Origin of the sequence: Bdellovibrio sp. GT3, from assembly GCF_037996765.1 — a bacterium.
In the GTDB taxonomy this organism is placed as follows: domain Bacteria; phylum Bdellovibrionota; class Bdellovibrionia; order Bdellovibrionales; family Bdellovibrionaceae; genus Bdellovibrio.
Window position 1 is genome coordinate 733,879 of record NZ_JBBNAD010000004.1, and the last position, 21,140, is coordinate 755,018.

At 47.4% G+C, this 21,140-nt stretch carries 22 protein-coding genes; 13 read left to right on the plus strand and 9 right to left on the minus strand.

Translation table 11 applies throughout. The features are described 5' to 3' along the window. Positions 1–37 precede the first annotated feature (37 nt). Positions 38–1,411, minus strand: a complete 1,374-nt coding sequence (locus AAAA73_RS05120) for an ammonia-forming cytochrome c nitrite reductase subunit c552 (protein WP_340597107.1) — start codon at positions 1,409–1,411, stop codon at positions 38–40. Between the two features lie 18 nt (positions 1,412–1,429). Then, complete coding sequence (gene nrfH / locus AAAA73_RS05125; RefSeq protein ID WP_340597108.1) at positions 1,430–1,894, minus strand: cytochrome c nitrite reductase small subunit; 465 nt, start codon at positions 1,892–1,894, stop codon at positions 1,430–1,432. A 246-nt stretch (positions 1,895–2,140) separates the two neighbouring features. Here nrfH and AAAA73_RS05130 point away from each other — a divergent pair, with 246 nt between their 5' ends. From AAAA73_RS05130 to AAAA73_RS05145, 4 genes are all read left to right on the plus strand, one after another. Next, positions 2,141–2,908 carry a hypothetical protein gene (locus AAAA73_RS05130; protein ID WP_340597109.1) on the plus strand — a complete coding sequence of 256 codons (768 nt, stop codon included), beginning with the start codon at positions 2,141–2,143 and terminating at the stop codon, positions 2,906–2,908. Positions 2,909–3,003: 95 nt separating this feature from the next. Then, positions 3,004–3,678 carry a carbonic anhydrase gene (locus AAAA73_RS05135; RefSeq protein WP_340597110.1) on the plus strand — a complete coding sequence of 225 codons (675 nt, stop codon included), beginning with the start codon at positions 3,004–3,006 and terminating at the stop codon, positions 3,676–3,678. 232 nt (positions 3,679–3,910) lie between these two features. Continuing rightward, complete coding sequence (locus AAAA73_RS05140; RefSeq protein WP_340597111.1) at positions 3,911–4,663, plus strand: TIGR02147 family protein; 753 nt, start codon at positions 3,911–3,913, stop codon at positions 4,661–4,663. Positions 4,664–4,669: 6 nt separating this feature from the next. Further along, positions 4,670–5,347: a hypothetical protein gene (locus tag AAAA73_RS05145; RefSeq protein WP_340597112.1), complete on the plus strand. Its 678-nt coding sequence runs from the start codon at positions 4,670–4,672 to the stop codon at positions 5,345–5,347. A 31-nt stretch (positions 5,348–5,378) separates the two neighbouring features. Here AAAA73_RS05145 and AAAA73_RS05150 read toward each other — a convergent pair whose 3' ends face one another. Beyond that, entirely contained in the window at positions 5,379–6,590 is a 1,212-nt protein-coding gene (locus tag AAAA73_RS05150; RefSeq protein ID WP_445292024.1) for an MFS transporter, read from the minus strand. 118 nt (positions 6,591–6,708) lie between these two features. Between AAAA73_RS05150 and ileS the strand changes: the two genes are divergently transcribed. The 5 genes from ileS (at position 6,709) to AAAA73_RS05175 (ending at position 13,550) form a co-directional block, all read left to right on the plus strand. Beyond that, positions 6,709–9,873, plus strand: a complete 3,165-nt coding sequence (gene ileS / locus AAAA73_RS05155) for an isoleucine--tRNA ligase (protein ID WP_340597114.1) — start codon at positions 6,709–6,711, stop codon at positions 9,871–9,873. A 1-nt stretch (position 9,874) separates the two neighbouring features. After that, positions 9,875–10,621, plus strand: coding sequence for a tRNA (N6-threonylcarbamoyladenosine(37)-N6)-methyltransferase TrmO (tsaA, locus tag AAAA73_RS05160; RefSeq protein ID WP_340597115.1), 747 nt, complete (start codon positions 9,875–9,877; stop codon positions 10,619–10,621). 51 nt (positions 10,622–10,672) lie between these two features. Then, complete coding sequence (locus AAAA73_RS05165) at positions 10,673–11,422, plus strand: tyrosine-protein phosphatase (protein ID WP_340597116.1); 750 nt, start codon at positions 10,673–10,675, stop codon at positions 11,420–11,422. A 61-nt stretch (positions 11,423–11,483) separates the two neighbouring features. Then, positions 11,484–13,085, plus strand: a complete 1,602-nt coding sequence (locus AAAA73_RS05170; protein ID WP_340597117.1) for a tryptophan halogenase family protein — start codon at positions 11,484–11,486, stop codon at positions 13,083–13,085. Between the two features lie 63 nt (positions 13,086–13,148). Continuing rightward, positions 13,149–13,550: a hypothetical protein gene (locus tag AAAA73_RS05175; RefSeq protein WP_340597118.1), complete on the plus strand. Its 402-nt coding sequence runs from the start codon at positions 13,149–13,151 to the stop codon at positions 13,548–13,550. Positions 13,551–13,631: 81 nt separating this feature from the next. On the opposite strand, the gene gloB is transcribed toward AAAA73_RS05175, so the two are convergent. Further along, a complete protein-coding gene (gloB, locus tag AAAA73_RS05180) occupies positions 13,632–14,390 on the minus strand; it encodes a hydroxyacylglutathione hydrolase (protein ID WP_340597119.1) in 759 nt (252 codons plus the stop codon). Then, the gene (locus tag AAAA73_RS05185; protein WP_340597120.1) at positions 14,365–15,207 is read right to left on the minus strand and encodes an ATP-grasp domain-containing protein; all 843 of its coding nucleotides are present in this window, start codon (positions 15,205–15,207) and stop codon (positions 14,365–14,367) included. The genes gloB and AAAA73_RS05185 overlap by 26 nt, the downstream gene beginning before the upstream one ends. Positions 15,208–15,254: 47 nt before the next feature. On the opposite strand from AAAA73_RS05185, the gene AAAA73_RS05190 reads away from it, so the two are divergent. Further along, entirely contained in the window at positions 15,255–15,707 is a 453-nt protein-coding gene (locus AAAA73_RS05190) for a (2Fe-2S)-binding protein (protein WP_340597121.1), read from the plus strand. A 2-nt stretch (positions 15,708–15,709) separates the two neighbouring features. Here the strand turns inward: AAAA73_RS05190 and AAAA73_RS05195 are convergent, their stop codons facing one another. Then, complete coding sequence (locus AAAA73_RS05195) at positions 15,710–15,988, minus strand: (2Fe-2S)-binding protein (RefSeq protein WP_340597122.1); 279 nt, start codon at positions 15,986–15,988, stop codon at positions 15,710–15,712. Between the two features lie 138 nt (positions 15,989–16,126). Between AAAA73_RS05195 and greA the strand changes: the two genes are divergently transcribed. The 3 genes from greA (at position 16,127) to AAAA73_RS05210 (ending at position 19,438) form a co-directional block, all read left to right on the plus strand. After that, positions 16,127–16,615, plus strand: coding sequence for a transcription elongation factor GreA (gene greA / locus AAAA73_RS05200; protein WP_340597123.1), 489 nt, complete (start codon positions 16,127–16,129; stop codon positions 16,613–16,615). Between the two features lie 73 nt (positions 16,616–16,688). Beyond that, entirely contained in the window at positions 16,689–18,659 is a 1,971-nt protein-coding gene (locus AAAA73_RS05205) for a hypothetical protein (RefSeq protein ID WP_340597124.1), read from the plus strand. Then, the gene (locus tag AAAA73_RS05210) at positions 18,656–19,438 is read left to right on the plus strand and encodes a glycerophosphodiester phosphodiesterase (protein WP_340597125.1); all 783 of its coding nucleotides are present in this window, start codon (positions 18,656–18,658) and stop codon (positions 19,436–19,438) included. Before AAAA73_RS05205 ends, AAAA73_RS05210 begins: the two co-directional genes overlap by 4 nt. A gap of 82 nt (positions 19,439–19,520) precedes the next feature. Here the strand turns inward: AAAA73_RS05210 and AAAA73_RS05215 are convergent, their stop codons facing one another. From AAAA73_RS05215 to AAAA73_RS05225, 3 genes are read right to left on the minus strand one after another with little or no spacing between them, the layout of a single operon-like run. Beyond that, positions 19,521–20,117, minus strand: a complete 597-nt coding sequence (locus tag AAAA73_RS05215) for an ASCH domain-containing protein (RefSeq protein WP_340597126.1) — start codon at positions 20,115–20,117, stop codon at positions 19,521–19,523. A gap of 10 nt (positions 20,118–20,127) precedes the next feature. After that, positions 20,128–20,589, minus strand: a complete 462-nt coding sequence (locus AAAA73_RS05220) for a GNAT family N-acetyltransferase (RefSeq protein WP_340597127.1) — start codon at positions 20,587–20,589, stop codon at positions 20,128–20,130. Positions 20,590–20,605: 16 nt separating this feature from the next. Continuing rightward, positions 20,606–21,121, minus strand: coding sequence for a GNAT family N-acetyltransferase (locus AAAA73_RS05225; RefSeq protein WP_340597128.1), 516 nt, complete (start codon positions 21,119–21,121; stop codon positions 20,606–20,608). Between the last annotated feature and the right edge of the window lie 19 nt (positions 21,122–21,140).

Here is a 21,140-nt window from a genome sequence, read left to right on the forward strand (position 1 = left end):
CCTTTAAGTCTAGGGGCAGGGAAGAGTCCTCAGCAATCTATTTTTTCAATGAATCCTTGTAGCGATTGACCGCCATGATGCCTTTGCGCGAGTTATCGATGGAATCCCCGAAGATGCGCGCACTCTCCTGAGGGGCATGGAAGCCCGTGGAGTTTTCAGCTTCCACAAAGTCAAACATGAACTGCGCATGGCGCTGGAAGTTTCGGGCCGCTTCCAGGTCCTTGTTCGGATTTTTTACCAGGTCGACATCTTTATACGGTTTCAAGGCATTGATAAGATCAATTAAGGCATCGAAGGCGGTGTCACGCAATTTGTGATGACGATCCTGAATAGTTGTTGCGCGATCGAAGAGTTCTTTTTCAGAAACATTGTGGCACGTCTGGCAGGCGCGGTTGATATTCAAGAGGGGGCTGCGCACCCAGTGGTCGGTGACTTTCATGGCTCCGACTCTTTGGTACGGCATGTGGCAATCGGTACATGCCACACCAGCGCGGGCATGGGTTCCCTGCGAGAACAGTTCAAATTCGGGATGCTGCGCTTTCAGGACATTGGCGCCCGTGTCCTTATGAATCCAGTCCTTGAATTTGATTTCGTCATAATAGGCCAGCATGTTTTCAACTTTGATGCCCTTGGCCCATGGGTAAGTCAGCGTCTTGCCGTCACCTTTGAAGTAGTACTCCACGTGACATTGGGCGCAGACGTAAGTGCGCATTTCCTGGCGCGATGCCATTTTGTTCACATCATACTCGGTGATGCCCTGAGTGGCCTTGAAGGCTTTGATCCCTTCGATAAATGCCGGGCGTGTGACTCGCAGGGACATATCTTTGGCATCATGACAGTCGATGCAGGAGACTGGATGCTTGGCCATTTGGACGACTTCTTTATAGGGGATTTTGTTCATTTCATGGAACCCCTTGGTTAGATCACCGTCGCCCAATTTTTTGTAAAGCAAATAAGTGGAGGCATGGCAATTCAGGCAAGCGCCGGGTTGTTTCACCACTTCCTGGCGTTCAGTCAACTCTTGATCCAGTAACATATATGCGTGCCCGCGCTCTTCGCGGAAGTCTTTTGAAAAGGCATATCCATTCCACATGATGCGAAGTCTTGGATCTTGATCCAACTTTTGTACCGAGGTGACTGTGCGCGGATCTTTGCTGGTTGGTACGTGGGGGAAGGCTTCCGAGCCGCCATACTTGGTGCGGGTCATATCGGAGGATTTTAAATACGACTCGTATTGATAGGGAAAGTTTTTTCCCCAGATCGCGGGATCTTCAATTTCATCCGTGATTTCGACAACACGGTAGAAGGCTTGTTTTCCCTCTTGTTTGCGTTCGAAGATATTGACCAGAAGTGCCGCCGCAGCAACAGTCAGGACAATGGCTCCAGCCAGGATAATAAGATTTCGTTTCATGGGCGTCATGGATGTCTCCTATTGTCCGTGACCCACACCGCGGTGGCAGTGCAGGCAATTCTTAACGTCGTCTTCAGTGCCCTTGTGCGCACCAATGTCCATGGCTTGAACCATGGGTTGGTGGCAGTTCAGGCAACTCTGTAGCGCAACCTTGCGATTAAGATCCTTGATTTGAATCGGCTCGTGAAAGTTCTGAAAAGTAAATGCCCAACCGTGATTAAAACCGTTCAATGCTTTAACCGCGTATTTAGCTGCGATGTTCCCGTGGGGTAAGTGGCAGTCATTACATTTTGCCACGTACTGATGGCCTGATTTGCTCCAGGAATCGTAGTTCGCCTGCATGATATGGCAGTTGATACAGGCCTTGGGATCGTCAGAGAGGTAGGAGTAACCCTTGGCGTAAATAAAGGAATAAGCACCCAGTCCAATCAGTATACCGATTAGAATGATGACAACTATTCCGGGCGCATTTTTCAGGTTCATGGGTAAACTGTAAATGAAAGTCTATTGATATGGCAAACAGTCGATCTACAGCTAAGGTGCGTCCTTTTTCATAAGGTCGAATATAGCAATTTTTAATTCGAATAGGTTCGTTAATAGCAGGGCTATAGGGAAACACGCTCTAAGAAACTCTATTTTAGTCTCAGTTTGAAAGATTGCGTCTCCAGTACTTTACCTACCAAACGACAATTTGTTAAATTGAATGTCAGACACCTAAAGGGGAATCCATTGAAAAAGCACGTTGTTGTACTATTGGCCCTTGTTGCTGTGGGCTGCGCGCAAAAGCCCGTTGTCAAAGAACCTGAAATCGTTGCCAGCTGTTTTGCCGATGGCGAAAAGCAGGAAATGTGCAAAGCCGAGCGCACCAATGACGATGGAAAAATCGTGATCACTCGTTGCATTGGCACGACCAATCGCAATGCCCTGGCAAGTCTGCGTGGAAAATGCGTGGAAAGAATCTGCATCAAAGGTTCCAACAATGATTGTCAGATTCGCGGAGAGATTGGTGTTTTGGATCAGTACTCAGAGTTAGTTCGTCATAAGTTCTTTGCGGAAGACGAAGAAGAGACAGCAGTAGCTCCTAAAAAAATCTCTAAAATAAAAAGGAAAAAAGGCAAAGGGACGGTGAAGGCGGTCGAGCAGGAGTTGGATGTCGATCCAATGGCTGAGCTGCCAAAGATGCCGGAAAAGCCAGAGCCCGTGGTTAAGAAAGCGGCGCCAAAGCCAGTGTCTCAGGAACCGGCAGAGCCTGCAGCTATCAACGTTACTTTAAAGGCCGATTCATCGTCTTATAAAGTTAGCACTTCCAAACCTCGTAAGCCGGCGTCTTCTGTTGCTACAAACGAAGGATTTAAAAAAGTTTGTGTCGCTAAAACAGATGCAAATGCTCCGGAAGTGTTGCGTGGCAAATGCGCCACTCGCAACTGCAATGATGGCAAGTGCACCTATGGTGGCCGCAAAGAGATGTTTGATTATGTCACTCGTTCGGGGACGTAGTCTTCAGGTGGGGCCCTATTGAATCTGACGCAACGCTAAGCGTTAGTTGCGAGCCCCAAATTGTACATTCGCTTCTTAGGGATTAAGCATGTCCCATGACTCAAGAATCACTTCTGACTAAAAAAGAAATCCTAAAAATGATGGTGGGATTCCGCCGGTTTCGTGAGCGCTTTTTTAAGGGCGAGCATTCCGTTTACGAGGATCTTTCCACTGGCCAAAGCCCTAAAACTTTGATGATTGCCTGCAGTGATTCCCGCGTGGATCCGGCAATTTTGTTTTCTTCATCTCCAGGTGAAATCTTTGTGGTTCGAAACGTGGCAAATCTGGTGCCTCCATTTGAATCCAACATGGGTTTTCACGGGGTGTCTGCGGCAATTGAATTTGCCGTGGTGAACTTGGAAGTCGAGAACATTGTGATTCTTGGGCACCGTCAATGTGGCGGTATTCGCTCCTTGTTTCAGCCGGAAGCCATTAAAAAAGGTGGGTTCGTGCAGCAATGGATGAGTATCGCTGAGGAAGCAAAAAACAAAGTTTTGCAGGCGCATCCCCACAGTGATCTGGATCAAAAATGTCGCGAGTGTGAGAAAACTTCTATCGTGACCTCGCTTGAGAATCTTAGAACATTCCCGTTTATTGACTCTGCTGTGAAAGATCGCGGCTTGCAGCTATTGGGCGTTTACTTCGATCTTGAGAATGGCCACCTGTCCTTCTTTGACGATGTGACACAAAACTTTAGAGAGCTGGAAATCTCGAAAGTTCACAACACTTAGTAATGATTTTTGGACGCCTTGGAGAACGTGAGGAACGGTGATTCCAAGGCAGATAAGTACCCATCAAGATATTGACATCAAGCTCCAACCTCTAGATATTCCACCACATTCCATGAGTGCTTATACGAGAACGCTTTTTAATTTGCGACTCCATTGGAGTCAGAGCACCACGGCAAGGGCATTGCGCCGATTACTTTTGTGAAATAGTTTTTCCGCCATGGGGAATACGTCTATGAAAAAAACATCCGAGTTATCGAATTTTTTTAATGAGATTTTTTTGGCGCGCCGTCGGAAAAATCCCAAGTACTCAATGCGTGCGTTCGCACGTGATCTTTCACTGACTCAAGGTCGTTTGTGGGAATTGATTCATGGTCGCTATATTCCAGGATCAAAAGTAACTGAGCGTATTGCGGAGTTACTGAAGTTGGCGCCGGAAGACAAAGAGCGCATGCAGTCTTTGATTGCCATTGCCAAAGCACAACCGGTCTCCACGCTGCGTTCGATTTCCAAAGATGAATTCGCGATTATCTCTGATTGGGAGCACATGGCGATCTTCAATTTGATTTCGACCAAAGGTTTCGATCACACGATCAACAGCATCGTGAGTCGTCTGGAGATCTCCATGTTGCAGGCTGAGGGGGCTTTAAGTCGTCTGGTTGAAGCCGGCCTGGTTGTTGATGATGGCGGCAAATTCCTCCCGGCATTCACCAATGTCAGTGCGCCCACAGAGGTGCCTTCAGAAGTGATGCGTGAGTTTCATCGCCAGATGATTGGTCGCTCGGTAACATCCCTGCATCGCGATCCGGTTGAATCTCGCAGTATTACCAGTATGGTTTTTCCTGCGAACGTTAAGAATCTGGCGAAGGCCAAAAAAATCATTCTCGATTTCAATGTTCGTATGGCAGAGCTTATGGATAAAGGTGACACAACGGAAGTGTACAGCCTGGCAGTTCAATTGGTGCCAGTCACAGTAGCAGGAAGGTAGGAAGAGATGAATAACTTAATGAAGAGTATTTTGCTTGCGGGTTTGTTGGTATTTCCAGCGATGGGTCATGCTTGGACATTTGTGGGTAACGCCGGGAACGTGGTTATTTGCAAAGGTCAGGTGGTTGGTTTCTATGATCGCTTTGAATTGGATTTGCGTTACAACTGGACGTGGGATCTGGCACAAATTGAATTTCCAAACACGACAGGCACTCCGGATGAAGTCATTTTGGCTCAAGCCTATTTGCAAAGAATTGAAAAGCTTCACCCGATGTTGTTTGCAACATTGAAAGGCTACGTGGATTCCTTCTATAGCGAAGTGAATTTCGTAAAAGGCTATCTGCCAAATGTTCTGGACGATGCTGGTGTGGTGGTTTTGCCGGGCAAGCATTGCAATCTGGAGCTTTTGGTTGTGCAGAAGCCGATTCAGTATCCTAAAAAGTCCCTGTACACGGTGAATCAGTTCTATTGGAAGTCATTGAACTCCCAGGACCGTGCCGTGGCAATCCTGCATGAAGTGATCTACCGTGTGGCTTTGACTCGTGGTAAGGCGCCTCGCTCGTCTGAAGGCATTCGTCTTTTGAACGAAGTGATTCTGTCCAACGAAGTGAAGAGCATGTCAGTGGTGGAGTTTGCTAATCTGACCCGATTGGTGTTTACACCCCAATCCAGTGATCAAAAGTAAATAATGAAAAAAGGCCCCGATGGGGCCTTTTTTATTTTCTTCTAAAACCGGTGATCCACTCGGTTAAAAAATAAACCAGTGCGACGGCCGGAAACAAGGCGCCGATTTTTGTCGTCAGATCCCAGCCGCCATGAGAGTAAGCCCACGCTCCCGCATAGGAGCCAATCGAACCACCGACGAAGATAATCGCGACATAAAGACCATTCAAGCGTCCGCGATATTCCGGTTTTAAGGAAAAGATCGCCCTTTGTCCTAAAACCAAAGTGGCGGTGATTCCCGCATCCAGTAGAATCGCTGAAAAAACCAGAACACCCAAGGCTGTCAAAGATCCCGGTTCCAGCAAATGAGTCACACCAAATGAAGCGATCGCTGAGAGCATGGCGATGATCGTCGCAGGTGTCGTCAGTCCTCGATCCGCAAGCTTTCCAGCATAGGGGGCGGAGATCGCTCCGGCCACACCGGCAAAAGCAAACAACGCAATCGCGGATTGGGATAGGTGATAGGTGGGGCTTAGCAGATACAAGGGCACTGCGGTCCAAAACAAACTGAAGGCGCCAAACATACAGGCCTGATAAACACCGCGACGGCGCAGTACCGGGGTGGAAATCAAAAGTTTTCCCATGGATGCCAGAAGTCTGCCGTAGTGCAGGTTTTGTGATTCGGGCTTGCGCGGGGGAAGAAATTTAAAAAGAACGAAGGCCATGACCAGCATCAGGGACGCTGACAGGAAAAACACCGCATGCCATGAAAACATGTCGGTCAGTAAGCTCGAGATCGGGCGGCTTAGCATAATCCCCAACATCAAACCACTCATCAGTCCGCCGACCACGCGGCCCCTGTGTGATTCAGCAGTCATGTGGGCAGCATAGGGGACGACAATTTGTACAGCCGAGGTTCCAACTCCCAAAAGTAGGGCGGCTGCAAAATAAGGGACGACGAGTGTTGCCACTCCCAAACCCAACAGGGCTAGAATCGTGAGGCCCATCAATGCGAGAATTAGTTTTTTGTTTTCCACCAAGTCACCCAGCGGAACCAGGAACAAGACTCCCAGGCCATAACCAATTTGAGTGAGTGTCACAACCAGTCCCGCAGAAGATGTTTGAATTCCCAGGGACTCGCTGATCAAGGCCACCAACGGCTGGGCGTAATAAAGATTCGCTGCAATCACACCGACCGTAAGGCCTAAAAGCAGAGTGATTGTACGAGCGGGAACAGTCGGAGAAGTCGTGTCTTGAGGTTGCATTTCTTGGTTATACTCCTGTTCCTGTTCAGAAAAGACCTTTGATGCATAGCGCATTTGTCCTTTCTGAGGTCCTGAAAGGATGCATGATTGGTGAAAACCTGATAAATCTTAAGGACCTATGACGAATGCAAACACTCCAAAATCGACTCCATATAGTGCAGTAAAACCTGATGTCCAACTTGCCAAGCAAGAAGAGGGCATTCTTGATTTCTGGGATCAGCAAAAAATTTTCGAGCAAACTCTAGATCCTAAGGGTAAAAAAACTTACAGCTTCTATGACGGTCCTCCGTTTGCGACGGGTCTTCCGCATTACGGGCATTTGCTTGCCGGTGTTTTGAAGGACGTCGTGCCTCGTTACTGGACGATGAAGGGCTACACAGTGCCTCGTCGTTTCGGTTGGGACTGCCACGGTCTTCCAGTTGAGTATGAAATCAACAAGACTCATAAAATTGAATCCCGTAAAGACGTTTTCAAAATGGGTGTGGCTGAATACAACGACGCTTGTCGCTCGATTGTTAAACGTTACTCCACTGAGTGGAAAACTACTGTACGCCGCGTAGGTCGTTGGGTGGATATGGAAAATCCATACTTCACGATGGACGTTTCTTTCATGCAGTCTGTATGGTGGGTGTTCCAGGAGCTTTTCAAAAAAGGTCTTATCTATGAAGGCTATAAAGTTGTTCCTTACTCTGTAGGGATCTCGACATCGCTTTCAAACTTTGAAGCGAATCAAAACTATAAAATGGTTCAGGACCCTGCGATCACGGTGATGTTTAAACTCATCAACCAACCAGATACAGCAGTGATGGCTTGGACGACGACTCCTTGGACATTGCCTTCCAATATGGCGTTGGCTGTTGGTTTGGAAATGGACTACGTGAAGGTTCAAGAAAAAGCGACAGGTCGTAAACTGATCCTGGCGCAAGCATTGCTTCCATCCGTGTTCAAAAAACCAGATGAAGAAGTTGAAGTTCTGCAAATGATGAAGGGCACAGAGCTTGTAGGTCTGACTTACGAACCTTTGTTCCCATACTTTGGTGATCGCGCTGAAAAAGGTGCGTTCCGTATTATTTCTTCTGATCACGTAACGACTGAATCCGGTACGGGTGTTGTTCATATGGCCCCGGCGTTCGGTGAGGAAGACTACTATGCTTGTGCTAAAGCGGGCATTCCTCTTGTGAATCCTGTCGACGACGACGGTATGTTCACAGCAGAAGTTCCTGACTATCAAGGTAAGCGCGTTAAAGAAGCTGATAAAGACATCATCGCGGCTTTAAAAGCTAAAGGGAACTTGTTCAAACAAGATACCATCCAACATAGTTACCCATTCTGTTATCGTTCCGACACGCCGCTGATCTATCGTGCGGTTTCTTCTTGGTTTGTTTCTGTTGAAAAAATCAAAGAACAACTGATTGCGAACAACAAGCAAACTCAATGGGTTCCAGATCATCTTCGTGATGGTCGTTTCGGTAACTGGTTGGAAGGCGCTCGTGACTGGGCGATTTCTCGTAACCGTTTCTGGGGTACGCCGCTTCCGATCTGGAGAAATACAGAAGGCGAAGTGATGTGTATCGGTTCCCGTGCGGAACTGGAAAAACTTTCTGGTCAAAAAGTTGATGATTTGCACATTGAATTTGTGGATAAGATCACGATCCCGTCTCCAACTGGCAAGTCTGCGCTTAAACGCGTGGATGGCGTTTTGGACTGCTGGTTTGAGTCTGGTTCTATGCCGTACGCGCAGTGGGGTTTCCCAGATGCGAACGTGGAAGAATTCAAAAAAGCATTCCCAGCGGATTTCATCGCTGAAGGTTTGGATCAAACTCGTGGTTGGTTCTATACTTTGTCGATCATCGGAACTGCTTTGTTCAACCAAGCTCCATTCAAAAACGTTGTTGTGAATGGTCTGGTGTTGGCTGAAGACGGTCGTAAGATGTCGAAGTCTTTGAAAAACTATCCTGATCCAATGGAAGTTCTAAACCAACATGGCGCGGATGCATTGCGCTTGTACTTGATCGATTCACCAGTGGTGAAGGCTCAAGAATTGAAATTCTCTGAAAAAGGTGTTTACGATATCGTTCGTAAAATCCTGTTGAGATGGTGGAACTCGTATTCGTTCTTTGCGAACTATGCGAACATCGATGGCTTCGTTCCAAAGGGCGATGCTAAGAAATCTCCAAACATCCTGGATCAATGGGTTCTTTCTCGTTTGAATGGTTTGATCGCGAACACTCACAAAGAGATGGACGCTTATCGCTTGTACAACGTTGTTCCTCACTTGCTTTCATTCATTGAAGATTTGACGAACACGTACATCCGTTTCAACCGTTCTTTGTTCTGGCAAGAAGGCATGCCTGAAACAAAACGTTTCGCTTACGAGACTTTGCATGAAGTTCTTGTGACGTTGTCACGTTTGATGGCGCCATTTGCTCCGTTCATGTCGGAAGTAACTTATAAAAACTTGTCACAGGTTTTGCCGAATAAAAAAGACTCGGTTCACTTGGAAAGTTTCCCACCGGAAGATCTTTCTATGCTTCGCCCAGAGCTTGAAGAAGCTGTGAAGGCGATGGACACGTTGGTAACGCTGGGTCGTAACCACCGTGAGAAAATCGGTGTGAAGGCGAAAATCCCACTGAACGAAATCAAAATCATCCACAGAAGTGCGGCGTTGCTTGAAACTTTGAAAAAGTTCGAGCCGTTCTTCGTGGACGAATTGAATTTCCGCAAAGTTGTTTACAACTCCAACGAAGACCAATTCGTTCAAGTCACTGCCAAGGCCAACTTCCCAGTATTGGGTAAGCGCTTGGGTCCTAAGATGAAATCTGTGGGTGCAGGCATCATGGCTTTGCCTCTTGAAAGCATCTTGAAACTTGAAACGGGTGGTTCAGTCACTGTTGACGGTGAAGAAATCACATTGGCTGACGTTGAGATCCGCAGAGCCCCTAAAGGTGGCAACGCGAACTTGTCAGTTCACCAAGTGGTATCTATCGAAGTGGATCCAACAGTGACGCCAGAGCAAGAACGTGAAGGTTTGGCTCGCGAAATCATGCGTAAGATCCAAGTTGCTCGTAAAACAGCGGACTTCAAGCTTGATGATAAAATCACTCTTGAAATCGCTTGTGACGGCGCTTTGCTTGACGCTTTGAACGCGCACAAGGACATGATCACGTCTGAAACTTTGACTCACACGTTAAACATCCTGCCAATGTCTGCAACGCCAAAGGGCGCTCACGTAGACGACAGCGATATTGACGGCGAGAAAATCAAAATCGGCGTACAGAACTAGTATGCAAAAGCATGGCGAGAGTTTTGAGTTTTCAGCGATAGGGCATGTGCAAACGCCCTTTCATGATAAGTTTGGAATTCCTCGCCAGCCGGGCCTGGCAAATCCTGCCAAGGGCATTATCAAAATACTTCCTGATCCTGATTTACTGACGGCTCTTCGCTCGCTCGAAGAGTTCACTCATTTGTGGATTGTCTTCGTTTTCCACGAACACGGTGGCAAGAACTGGAAGCCCAGCATTCGTCCACCGCGTTTGGGTGGCAATCGCAAGGTGGGTGTCTTGGCTTCGCGCTCTCCGCACCGGCCGAATCCGATTGGGATGTCTGCGGTAAAAATTGAAAAAATTGATTTCGATGCCAAAAGCGGTCCTGAGATTCACGTTCACGGCGTGGATTTGCTGGATGGGACTCCGGTGCTTGATATTAAGCCCTATATTCCGTACGCAGACTCGATTCCTGAGGCGAACGCAGGGTGGGCCAGTGATCCCATCGAGCGCACAGATGTGGTGTTTTCTGATGAGGCTGAGTCTGAAATCAAAAAACGCGATCCGAAGAATGAAAACAATCTTCGTAATCTGATCATCAGCATTTTGGAGTTGGACCCTCGTCCAGCTTTTCAAAAACGTCAGGATCCGATTTCGGATTCCAAGAGCTGGGGACAGCGCTACGGGTTTGATATTCTGGGATGTGATGTAAAGTATGAGCTTCGCGAAGGTCACTTCTATGTTCATGCAATTATGGACTTGAAATAGGTCCCAGGACGTCAGCAAAATAGAATTTCATCTGTAAACAAGGAGGCTCCTTTGAATTTGAAGGGCGCTATCAATTTCCGCGATCTGGGCGGTCATGTTTCCGTACAAGGTCATAAACTAAAACCCGGTCAATTTTATCGTTCCGGGGCTTTGAATAAGCTGACAAACGAAGATGTGGTGTTATTGCAAACCACAATCGGACACGTCATTGACTTCCGTGATCCCTCTGAGGCCGCTCATGACAAAGATGTCTTGTGGGATGGAGTGGTGTATGAGAACTGCCCGGCAAATCCTGTAGCCTATCGCATGAGCGCGAATCTGGGTTCATTTTTCACCAAAGAACATCTGGAAAATATTCCGCCACATTACATGGAAAAACTTTATCGAACTCTGCCATTTGATAACTCAGCCTATCACCGCATGTTTGCTGTGATGGACGAGATGTCAGGCAAAGGCATGCTTCAGCACTGTGCTGTAGGCAAAGACCGCACCGGGGTTGGTACGGCTTTGATGTTGTTGGGATTGGGTGTGGATGAGGGGCACGTCATGCAGGATTACCTGCAAACGCAGACGGGCCTGGCACCTTTCCGTAACAATCTGATGACCCAGTTTCAGGGGATTTTGTCAGGTAAAGCCATGGAAGGATTTCAGTACATGATGGGGGCTCACGAGAGCTTCTTAAGTGCCGCTTTGGAGGAAATGAAATCCAAGGCCGGTACCGTACAGAAATTTTTACTTAGCGAGTATGGCGTAACCGACCAGCGCCGGGCTCTGTGGCAGCAAAAGTTCTTTGAATCCTAAAGACCTTTGAATCATAGGCGCCGATATGGGATAACCTTGCCATTAAAAACGAGGTTTTCCCATGGCGTCTTTGTCTGATTATATCGACACGGCTTTTGATCTTAGCTATCTGAATTTTCAAAAATTTCCCACAACAGAAATCAAATCCATCGGCATTCTGGGCGGCGGGACGGCTGGTTACCTTGCGGCCTTGGCGCTTAAAAAAATGCACCCTAAAATCCAAACTTCGGTGATTGAATCCAGCAAGATTCCGGTGATTGGCGTGGGCGAAAGCACCACCACAGAAATCGTTCCCTTTTTGCATAGAACTTTGGGGATTGATCCTCAGGAATTTTTCCGGGAAGTACAGCCGACATTGAAACTGGGCATTCGCTTTGATTGGGGCTGCCCGGGGGACTATCACTTTAACTTTAACTTCTTTGCCGGTCACCAGCAGGAAAGTCATTACTACGAGGACTCTATCAACAATGCCAACTGGGCATCGGTGTTGATGGATAATAACAAAATCCCAGTGGTGCGTGAAAAAAGCGGGGAGATGGTGTCCTTGCTTCAAAGCATTCCATTTTCTTACCACATCGATAATAAGAACCTGATCCGCTTCCTGAACAAGACACTTAAACAGCGCCAGATTCCTATCGTGGATGCGGTGGTTGAAAAAGTTCACCTTGATGACAATGAGTTTGTGACTTCGTTGGAAACAGACGACGGGAAAAAGCTGTCTTTTGATTTGTATATTGATTGTTCGGGTTTCCGTTCACGCATTTTGGGTCAGGCTTTAAAAACCGAATTCATTCCATTCACCTCCACTTTGCGCAACAACCGCGCGATCACTTTTGAAACGTCCCATAACAACGTGATCAAGCCCTACACTCAGTGCTCAACTATGGATAGTGGCTGGTGCTGGACAATCCCGATGAGGCACGAGAACCATCATGGCTATGTGCACTCCACAGATTATTGTGATGAAGCTACGGCCTTAAAAGAAATCGAAGCTAAATTTGGCCCGATTAAAAGTCACAAGATCGTGGAATTCCGTTCCGGCCGTCACAAGCAAGCCTGGAATAAGAACGTTTTCGGCTTGGGCAATGCCTACGCATTCGTTGAGCCATTGGAATCCACGGCAATTCAAACCGCTGTTCATAGCATTATGACTTTGTGTAAGTTGATGCCGAATAATATGCAGGACACATCCAGCATCGCAGGGATCAATCAGGAAATTGCCGCCACTTGGGATACGTTCCGTTGGTTCCTGGGAATTCATTATAAATTTAACAAACAATTGGATACGAAGTACTGGCAGGATTGCCGCGCGAATACCAATATCGGCGACGCACAGCTGGTGGTGGATCTTTTCAATCAGCGTCCTCCTTTGAGTGCCAGCAACTTCGGCACAAACTCTCCATACACAGCTTTGGAAGCTTTAGTGTTTAACAGCTACAGCTACGATACCCTGTTGTATGGCCAGAAGGTTCTGGAACGCCCTCCAGTGCGTCCTAAGATGTCGAAGGACGAATATGTGCAACGCACTTTGTCTTACCAAGAGCTGACTAAAAAGGCCCTGACAATGCATGAGCTGTTTACTGAGGACTATTTAATTGAAGGTGGCCTGCTGGAACAGTTGTTCGAGGATCAGGATACCTGGATCGTTGAAACTGAGGCGTAAATTTAAGGCGACTTTTGGGGTGGCCTGAGGTAAGGATGCCCCATCAAAACAAAGGATTAAAAAATGAAATCTGCAATCATCGCATTCACTCTTCTTTTTGCTTCCGTTTCTTTCGCTAACGAGCGCATTTTTGATTGCTCAGTGACTCAGTTGAATAACAAAGCTGAAGTTCCATCTGAATTGGATCTTAAAAGCAATCCCCAAGTGTTGTTCCGCCACGGCCTTAAACAATGGTCTTTGCAAGTGGGCAACTTGAAATTGGACACTCGTGATTTGACGGGTCCGGCTTTGTGGTTGGATGTTGATTCCACTCCATCTTCTGTTGAATACATTTTCTCTGTTGAAGGTTCCACAGAGTTCGAACTTTCCGTAAATGTAAAAGACCACTCTGCTCAGTTGTACTACTGGGGCTTGGGTGAAAAAACGGCTGTTGGCACTTTCGCTTGCGAAGTTGTCGAGCAATAAGGTCGCACCAAGGTACGGACACACTTTGTCCAAAGGGAAAAAGGCTTCTGAATTTCAGAAGCCTTTTTTTTATTTTCTGATCTATTGCTTGTTGCGCAGATCACGAAGGTACGTGAATTGCGATACGGATTTCGCCAGCAGGAATGGATTGACGTTTAATTCAACCGCAAGCTTCAGTGGTACTGATGGCAAGTCCATTTCCCGGCGGGAAAGTAACTGGTTTTCGTACATCTCCAGCTCTTCGCTGTCGCCCGTGATGGGGGAGTTGTCGAGGTTCGATAGCATTTTGCAGAATCTTAAGTTGGCTTCCGTGTACTCGTGAGTGCAGTACACCAGGGTTTCGGAGGGAAGCTTTTTGAATCGCTGCAGACTTGTATATGCTTGATCGTAAGTACCTTCAAAGATGCGACCGCAGCCAAGTCCAAACAGAACATCTCCCGAAAAAAGCCATTTCAATTTTGGCTCCCAGTAGGCAACATGACCCAAGGTGTGTCCCGGGAGTTCCAGCACTTCAAAGTTAAACGGTCCCAGTTTCACGGATTCGCCTTCAGTGACCCAGGTGTCGGCTTTGCCAATTTGATTTTTATTTTTTGCCGGAGCAAAAATCGGAGCCGGGTGTTCGCTGACCAATGCACTCACGCCGCCAATGTGGTCGTTGTGGTGGTGGGTCAGCAGGACGCCTTTTAGTTTTAAATTATTTTCTTTCAGAAATTGCGAAGTCTTTGCGGCTTCACCGGGATCGACAACAAGGACCTCTTGATTGTCTTGATCAATCAAACAGAAGACATAATTGTCTTCAAAGATTGGAATCAGCTCAACGCGAGGTCTGGTGCTGGTCATATAGCTCCTCCGCAAATTGAATGATGCTGCTTGCAAGGTTCTTCTGACTATATTTTTCTATGCCTTCAAGGCCCGGACAAGGGTTGGCCTCTAAAACCAGACTGCCTTTGCGAGTTCGCAATAGATCGACACCAGAGACCTGCAGACCCAAAAGCCGGGTTGTCTTTAAAATCAATTCAGATTCGCCGGGTAAGAGTTCGCAAGACTCTGCTGTGCCACCCAATGCGAGATTACTGCGAAACTCCCCATGTTGGGCAGTTCGCTTCATCACCGCATGAATTTCACCACCGATGACAAAAGCTCTGACATCGGTCCCAAAAGCCTCCGGGAAAAACTCCTGAATGATTAAATGCGCATCGCCAGAGGTTGTGAAGATTTTCTGAATCTCTGATTCGTTGTGCGCTAAGTACACGCCCTCACCCTTGCTTGATTCAAGCTGCTTCACAATAACCGGGAAGGATAACGGACTGCGAATTTCATTGGGTGAAATCAGATATGTGAGGGGAGTTGCGATGCCCTCTGTGGTTAGTGAGTTGTGTGTCAGCCACTTGTTGCGAGCCACCGTGTAGTATTGAGACGGGTTGAGGGTGATGACAGAGCGACTTTGAAGGCCTTCCAGAACTTTTACAGCCTCGCTAAATTGAAAGCTGCTGATGCGGGGGATGATAATGTCTGGCTGGATTTTCAAACGCTCTAAAGGCCATTCCGGATCCCACAACAGTGGTGTGTGACCACGGGATACGATCTCCTCGACCAAACGACGGCTGCTGTAGATTTCAAACTTTCGACTGAGCAGTAGTATTTTGAGATTTAACATAACTGGCCTTGGGGCAAGAGGGATCTTCCTCTAGAATTGTAGCTTATATGAAGATTAAAGTCGAACTCGACGGTCGTGATTTTATTGAAGTTGAAACTGAGGGGGAGGACCCTTCAGCACCTGATAAACCATTGGGCCGAACTTTAAAAGTCTCTCATGTGGGATGTACAGAATTTATGGATATGATGAAGAAAATGCGCCGATCCTTCGGTGCGGATATTTCAAAATGGCCCGTACCAGAAGGGCAGGATCACAGCAGTTTACTTCTGCGTGAGACAGTTCTGCGCCTGCGTGGCGAGTGGCAAGCCGTTGCGCCAGACACAGAGATCTGTCATTGCCGCGGTATTTCTGCGCACACAATTGATCAGGCTATTATTGCAGGAGCCCGTACTCCTGAAGTCGTGACTCGTCAGACCTCAGCAAGTGCTCAATGTGGCACGTGTCGACCGGAAGTTCACAAAATGATTCAGTACCGACTGAATCAGCAAAAAGCGTCGTAGTACTACTCTTTAGTTTTTTTCTCGCTGCCTTCATCCTTCACCGAATTTTTACCCGAAAGATCTTCCTGAATTTTTTCAGGAAACTGACCGGTACTTAGATAGTGATCGAGAAGGGGCGCGAGTTTGCGGCGGCAGGAACCTCCACAGGGGCCAACGCCGGCGGTGGTGGTGTCGAAGATTTCATTCAGGGTCTTGGCACCATCCGTAATGGCTTTCTCAATGGTCGCACGGGACACATTGTTACAGCGGCAGATGATTTCGGTTTTCTTTTTTTGACCCATGAACGTATGGTACGCCTGTAGAATATGCGGCTCAATGCATTATCAAAATGCGGCGCGTCGAGTCTGGGGCGGGGGTGCGGGTTGATAAACTCCGCGAACTCCGGTAAAAGTAATGTCCCTTTAACAGTGGAGATAGACATGTCTGTAGGTACAAACGACAAACTTCCAATGACAGTTCGCGGAAAAGCGCTGCTAGATGCAGAGCTTAAGAAGCTATTGTTAGAGGAAAGACCCACTATTATCGCCGCTATTGAAGAGGCCCGTGCTCAAGGGGATATCTCTGAGAACGCGGAATACGAATCCGCTAAAGAACGTCAGTCCATGATTGAAGGCCGTATTGCTGAAATCCAGGGCAAATTGGCAGGCGCTGAAGTGATCGACGTATCCACTATCAAGGCGGATCGTGTTGTATTTGGTGCACACGTAAAAGCAGTTGAAACTGAATCTGAAGAAGAAGTGAGCTACCAAATCGTGGGCGTTGATGAGGCGGACGTTAAAAAAGGCATGATCTCTGTGCTTTCTCCTCTTGCACGCGCTTTGATCGGTAAAAAAGTGGGCGACACTGTAACTGTGCAAAGCCCTAAGGGTGACAAGGAATTCGAAATCCTTCACTTCGAATACCGCTAATCACGCCGAAGCTTTAGCGAAGGCGGAAGGCGAATTCTCTTGGCGATCTGGACCTTTCGAATAAGAATAGGTCATGGATCGCCGCAATCGCTCTGATAAATATTTGATCTCTGAACAGCCAGGAATGAAAATCTTCTTAACGGGATTGATCCTGGCTTTTTTAATTGGCTACACCACCAGTTCTTTACTTTCTCCTCAACGAATCAAAGCGCAACTGGAGAAAGCTGCAAGCCACATTCACAAAGATATAAAAGTCTCGTTCGATTCGGCGGAGCTAAGTCTTGCGAATGGCATTTTACCGCGCTTCGCAGTTTTGATTAAGCAAGTGCGTATGGAGTCTGATCAGGCGTGCTGGATGTCTCCGGTGCTGGAGATTGATGAAATGCGCCTGCCGCTTTCATTGTGGGGACTGATTACCAAAGAATCCCCGGTGAAGAAAATCAACGCAGACAACGTGGTTCTGACTTTGCGCGGAACGGTGGAGGCGTGTGAAAAAGAGAAACAAAAAGCCTCTGAAAACTATCATCGTCCCAAAGAGGAAACACCGCTGGTGAAGTTGTCGCCGGTGGAGCAAGCGCAGAAGTATCGAAACGACATCAGTGAATTGAATATTCACAGTTTCAAAATTCTTTCAGCGCAGTACCCGCAATATCCCTTTGAACTTTCCAGTTTCAAGGCCCAGGTGAAATCCTTCGAGCCTCGCGTTGTGGAAGTTCATGCGAAGACCAATTTCCTAAAGGATGACACTGTCGGGGATTATCTGTCCCACGCAAATCTATTTCTTGAATATAAGGAAATGCCCGAGCAATCCCTGCAGGCGCATTTTTTCGGGAACTGGCGTGAGGGTCACTACAGCGTGATCACACACTACACTTTGAATGATCATATGCTGAATGTGGAAACCGACGTGAAGCACATTCCACTCAGTCAGGTGCTGCAGGTTTTACAGAAATACGATCTGGTGGCCAAAAATCTGAATGGCAAGCAGGTGTGGGTTTCAGCCAAAGCCCGCATGCGGGGTGAGGCGGAGAAGTTAAAGTCCGCTCCCTTTGAAGTCAAAGATCTGCGTCTGGAAGGTGATCTAGGGGAGATGAGCGTCGACAGTGCCTCGTTCACCTCGGTGGATCCACTTCGTTATAAGCCCTTTCTGATTGATATCCAAAACATGCGCATCGATAAGCTGCTGGCGTTCATCAATCGTCCGCAGAAAGCAAAAATTTTCGGCAATTTGGGAACCTTTACCGGTCAGGCGGAGTTTGTGTCTGAAAAAGACATGCGTATGGTGGGTGAGCATCAGGGCTTGCAGTTTGTATTTTCAAATAAAAGCCGCCGTGAAAATCAAGTTGTGGATCGCATTGCTGGCGAAATTTCCCTTAAAGGCGACACGTGGAATATCGCGGTCAATCGTGCTGAGCCCAAGGGCGGCAGTTTCGTGGGTTCCATTAAAGTAAAAGCCGATCGTGATTTCAAGGATGTGCAGCTAAGCTCCAACATCGACGAAGTCACTTTGGACCCGGCAATTCAATCCCTGATGACCAATGGTGGGGAGATCGGTGTGCTGGGGCTGGATGCGGAAGCTCGCCTGAGTGCAGGCAAAGTTTCTTATCTTAAAGGCTCCGCACAACTGAATACCCTGGATGTTGAAGGTATGACGTTTGGTAAATCCAAAGCCAAATTCGATCTGCGCCAGGGTGAGATCGTTATGCAAGCTCAGGTGCAAAGTCTTGTTGTCGAAGAGGAAACTCCGGGGCATCAGATTTTACAAAACGTAACTCCGACCACCTGGTGGGTGGATAAAGTTTTGAATCTCAAGGACCTGCATGGGGACTTCTATTGGAAGAACAACCAGAATTTAAAATGGCAGGGCTTTGAGGCAAAGGCTGGCAAAGACTCAAAAATTACCACCTCCGGCTCCTGGAATGAGTTTGGTGAGCTATCAGGCACCGTGCAAACCAAAGATGGCAAGTCCACTCGCAAGTATCAAATTGATGGAACTCGCGATGTGCCGACTTTCAATGAGAACTCAGGCAAGGCCACGAGATGATTTATCTGGGTCTGTTAGTTTTCGCTCTGGTGGTTTTTCTTTTGATCAAACATCGGTTTTGGAAAGCAGACCCCTGGCCGGCAAACGCCATCAAGCCTCCGCCGTTTCAAGGTCACCGCGGCTATTGGCAGGCGGGCGCCCAGGAAAACACTCTGGCCGCCTTTAAGGCCGCCAAAGACCGCGGTCTTGAGATGGTTGAAATGGACGTGCGCTTAAGCAAGGACGGGCACGTCGTGGTTTTTCATGATGATGACCTAAAGCGAATATCAGGCGATTCGCGCCGCGTGGATCAGGTCTCAGCCGCAGAGCTAGAACAAATTGCAAATATCCCGACACTTCGTGAAGTGCTGTTAAGTTCCGGCGTGCCAAAGTATTTAAACATTGAGCTTAAAACCAATAAAGCCACCGATCACCGGTTGGAAGAAAAAGTCGCCCGCGTCGTGCGCGAGACAGACTCGTTTCACAGAATTCTATTTTCCAGTTTTAATCCCCTGGCCGTGCGTGAGTTGCATCGCCTGCTTCCGCAAGTGCCGCGGGCGTTACTTGCTACTAAAGAGCAAGATCCGACCAATCGTTGGTATTTAAAGATGCTCTTATTCGCACCCTACATTCACGCCAGCATTCTGCATCTGGATCATCGCTATGTCTCTGTGGCGGATCTTCGCCGTTATGTAAAGCGGGGAGTGCCAGTTAGTTTTTGGACCGTGAATGAACAAGCCCGGGCCGAAGAGTTGCTCGCCAACGGCGCCCAAAGCATTATCTCGGATTGCCTGAGGTAACTGCGCCTGAGGTAACAGGGTTCCCTTTTCGTACTGCGATGCGGAACCGATATCGGTTCCGTTGCGGGTGTGAAAATTTCAGTTATTTGATTGTCTCTGGAAAGATCTTTTCGAATTCTTCAAAAACAATGGGCATTGATTCTTCAAAGTTGAGATCGAGAGTTTCAAATTGTCTTTTATAATATTCAGCATGAACCCTCCGCCAATAATCAAGGGTTCGATCTCCTTCCCCTTCGCGATAGGCCTGAGATTCGGTGATTTCATTAAAGGGAATAATGGAAACTCTGGTTGTTTTGACAATACAAACAGCCTCACCATTGCCGTCGACAACCAGAAAAATACCGCCGACTTCAGGCAATTGAGTACCTGTTTTTTCAAATGCCCAAAGGGCCGGAACCGTTGCGCGCTTGATGCCTTGGTTCACTAATGCAGACAGTTCGGTTGCTTCCATCTTGTTGTCAGAAAATGAGTCGGCGACAATCTCGGGGATCGGAATTCCCGATGCCACATGATAGTCTCGCCACATTTTTATGACCGAATTTGAATGCACCATAAGTTTTTCTATTTCAAATTGGCAGAGATGTCCATACCCTGAGGTAACAGTTCCTTTTTCGTACTGCGATGCGGAACCGATATCGGTTCCGCATGATGTCAGGCGGGGAGTTTGCGTAACTCTCAAAGGCTTTTATTCAGAGCGGAAGTTCAAGAGTATACTGTCTGCGTTCGGGATTGAAATCCGTTTCCCTGAATCCCAGCGAAGCATAAAGTTTCCGCGCAATAGCGTTGTCATGATAAACGCACAGTCTCATTTTATCGACGGGCCGTTGTTTCATAAGCTCAATTCCGCTGACCAAGGTCTTACGCCCAAGTCCCTTGGATCTAAACTCAGCTTCAATGAAGAAGTCATAGATGAAAGCTTCTTGTTTCTTTGGTTGAATCTGAATCCAAATAAAACCGACAGGTGAGTCCTCAGAATGAATCACGTACCAGAGATCATTTTCGGAAGGGCGATTTGGTGGGTCACCGAATTTCGCTCTTAAATCCTCGATGCTTTGTCCTGACAACTTGGCAGTATCGTTCAAGAACTTCTCGAATGAAAACTTGCTGTAGTGGTTCAATTGATCTGCTGTCATGGGTTCAAGGCGAATCATGGGGTAAAGCTATCCATTAAAGCGTGATCCAATATCGGCGGATCATTTCATTATCTTCATCGTTCCAAACTCTATCTTCAAGTTTGCCACCGAATCGCTCGATAACCTTCCATGATGGAGTGTTTGAATCTGAGCAGGTAACCATAATCGATTGAAGCCCCAATGATTTGCAGTAGTCCAACGCCTGTCGGGCCATATCAGTTGCATAACCTTTATTTCGAAATTTCTCGGCAACTGAGTAGCCTATGTGACCGCCGCGATGGCGAAGACGTTCATTAAGTTCGTGGCGAACACTGACTCGTCCGATGATTTTCCCGTCCATAAACCCATAAAGCATGGTATGCGGAACTCGGTCGGGTGCTATATCAATACCCGCTTTTTCTTTTTTTAGAATTTCAAGCATTTGTGAGAAGCTCATTCCGTCTCGCCAAGCAAATGTATACCAGCTAAGCTCGTCAACTTTCCACTCTTTCATTCCTTCGAAAAAAGCTTTCTCATCCAACATAGTCAGTTGTCTTAGTTCAACCGTCATGATTTTTAGTCAGTGCTTT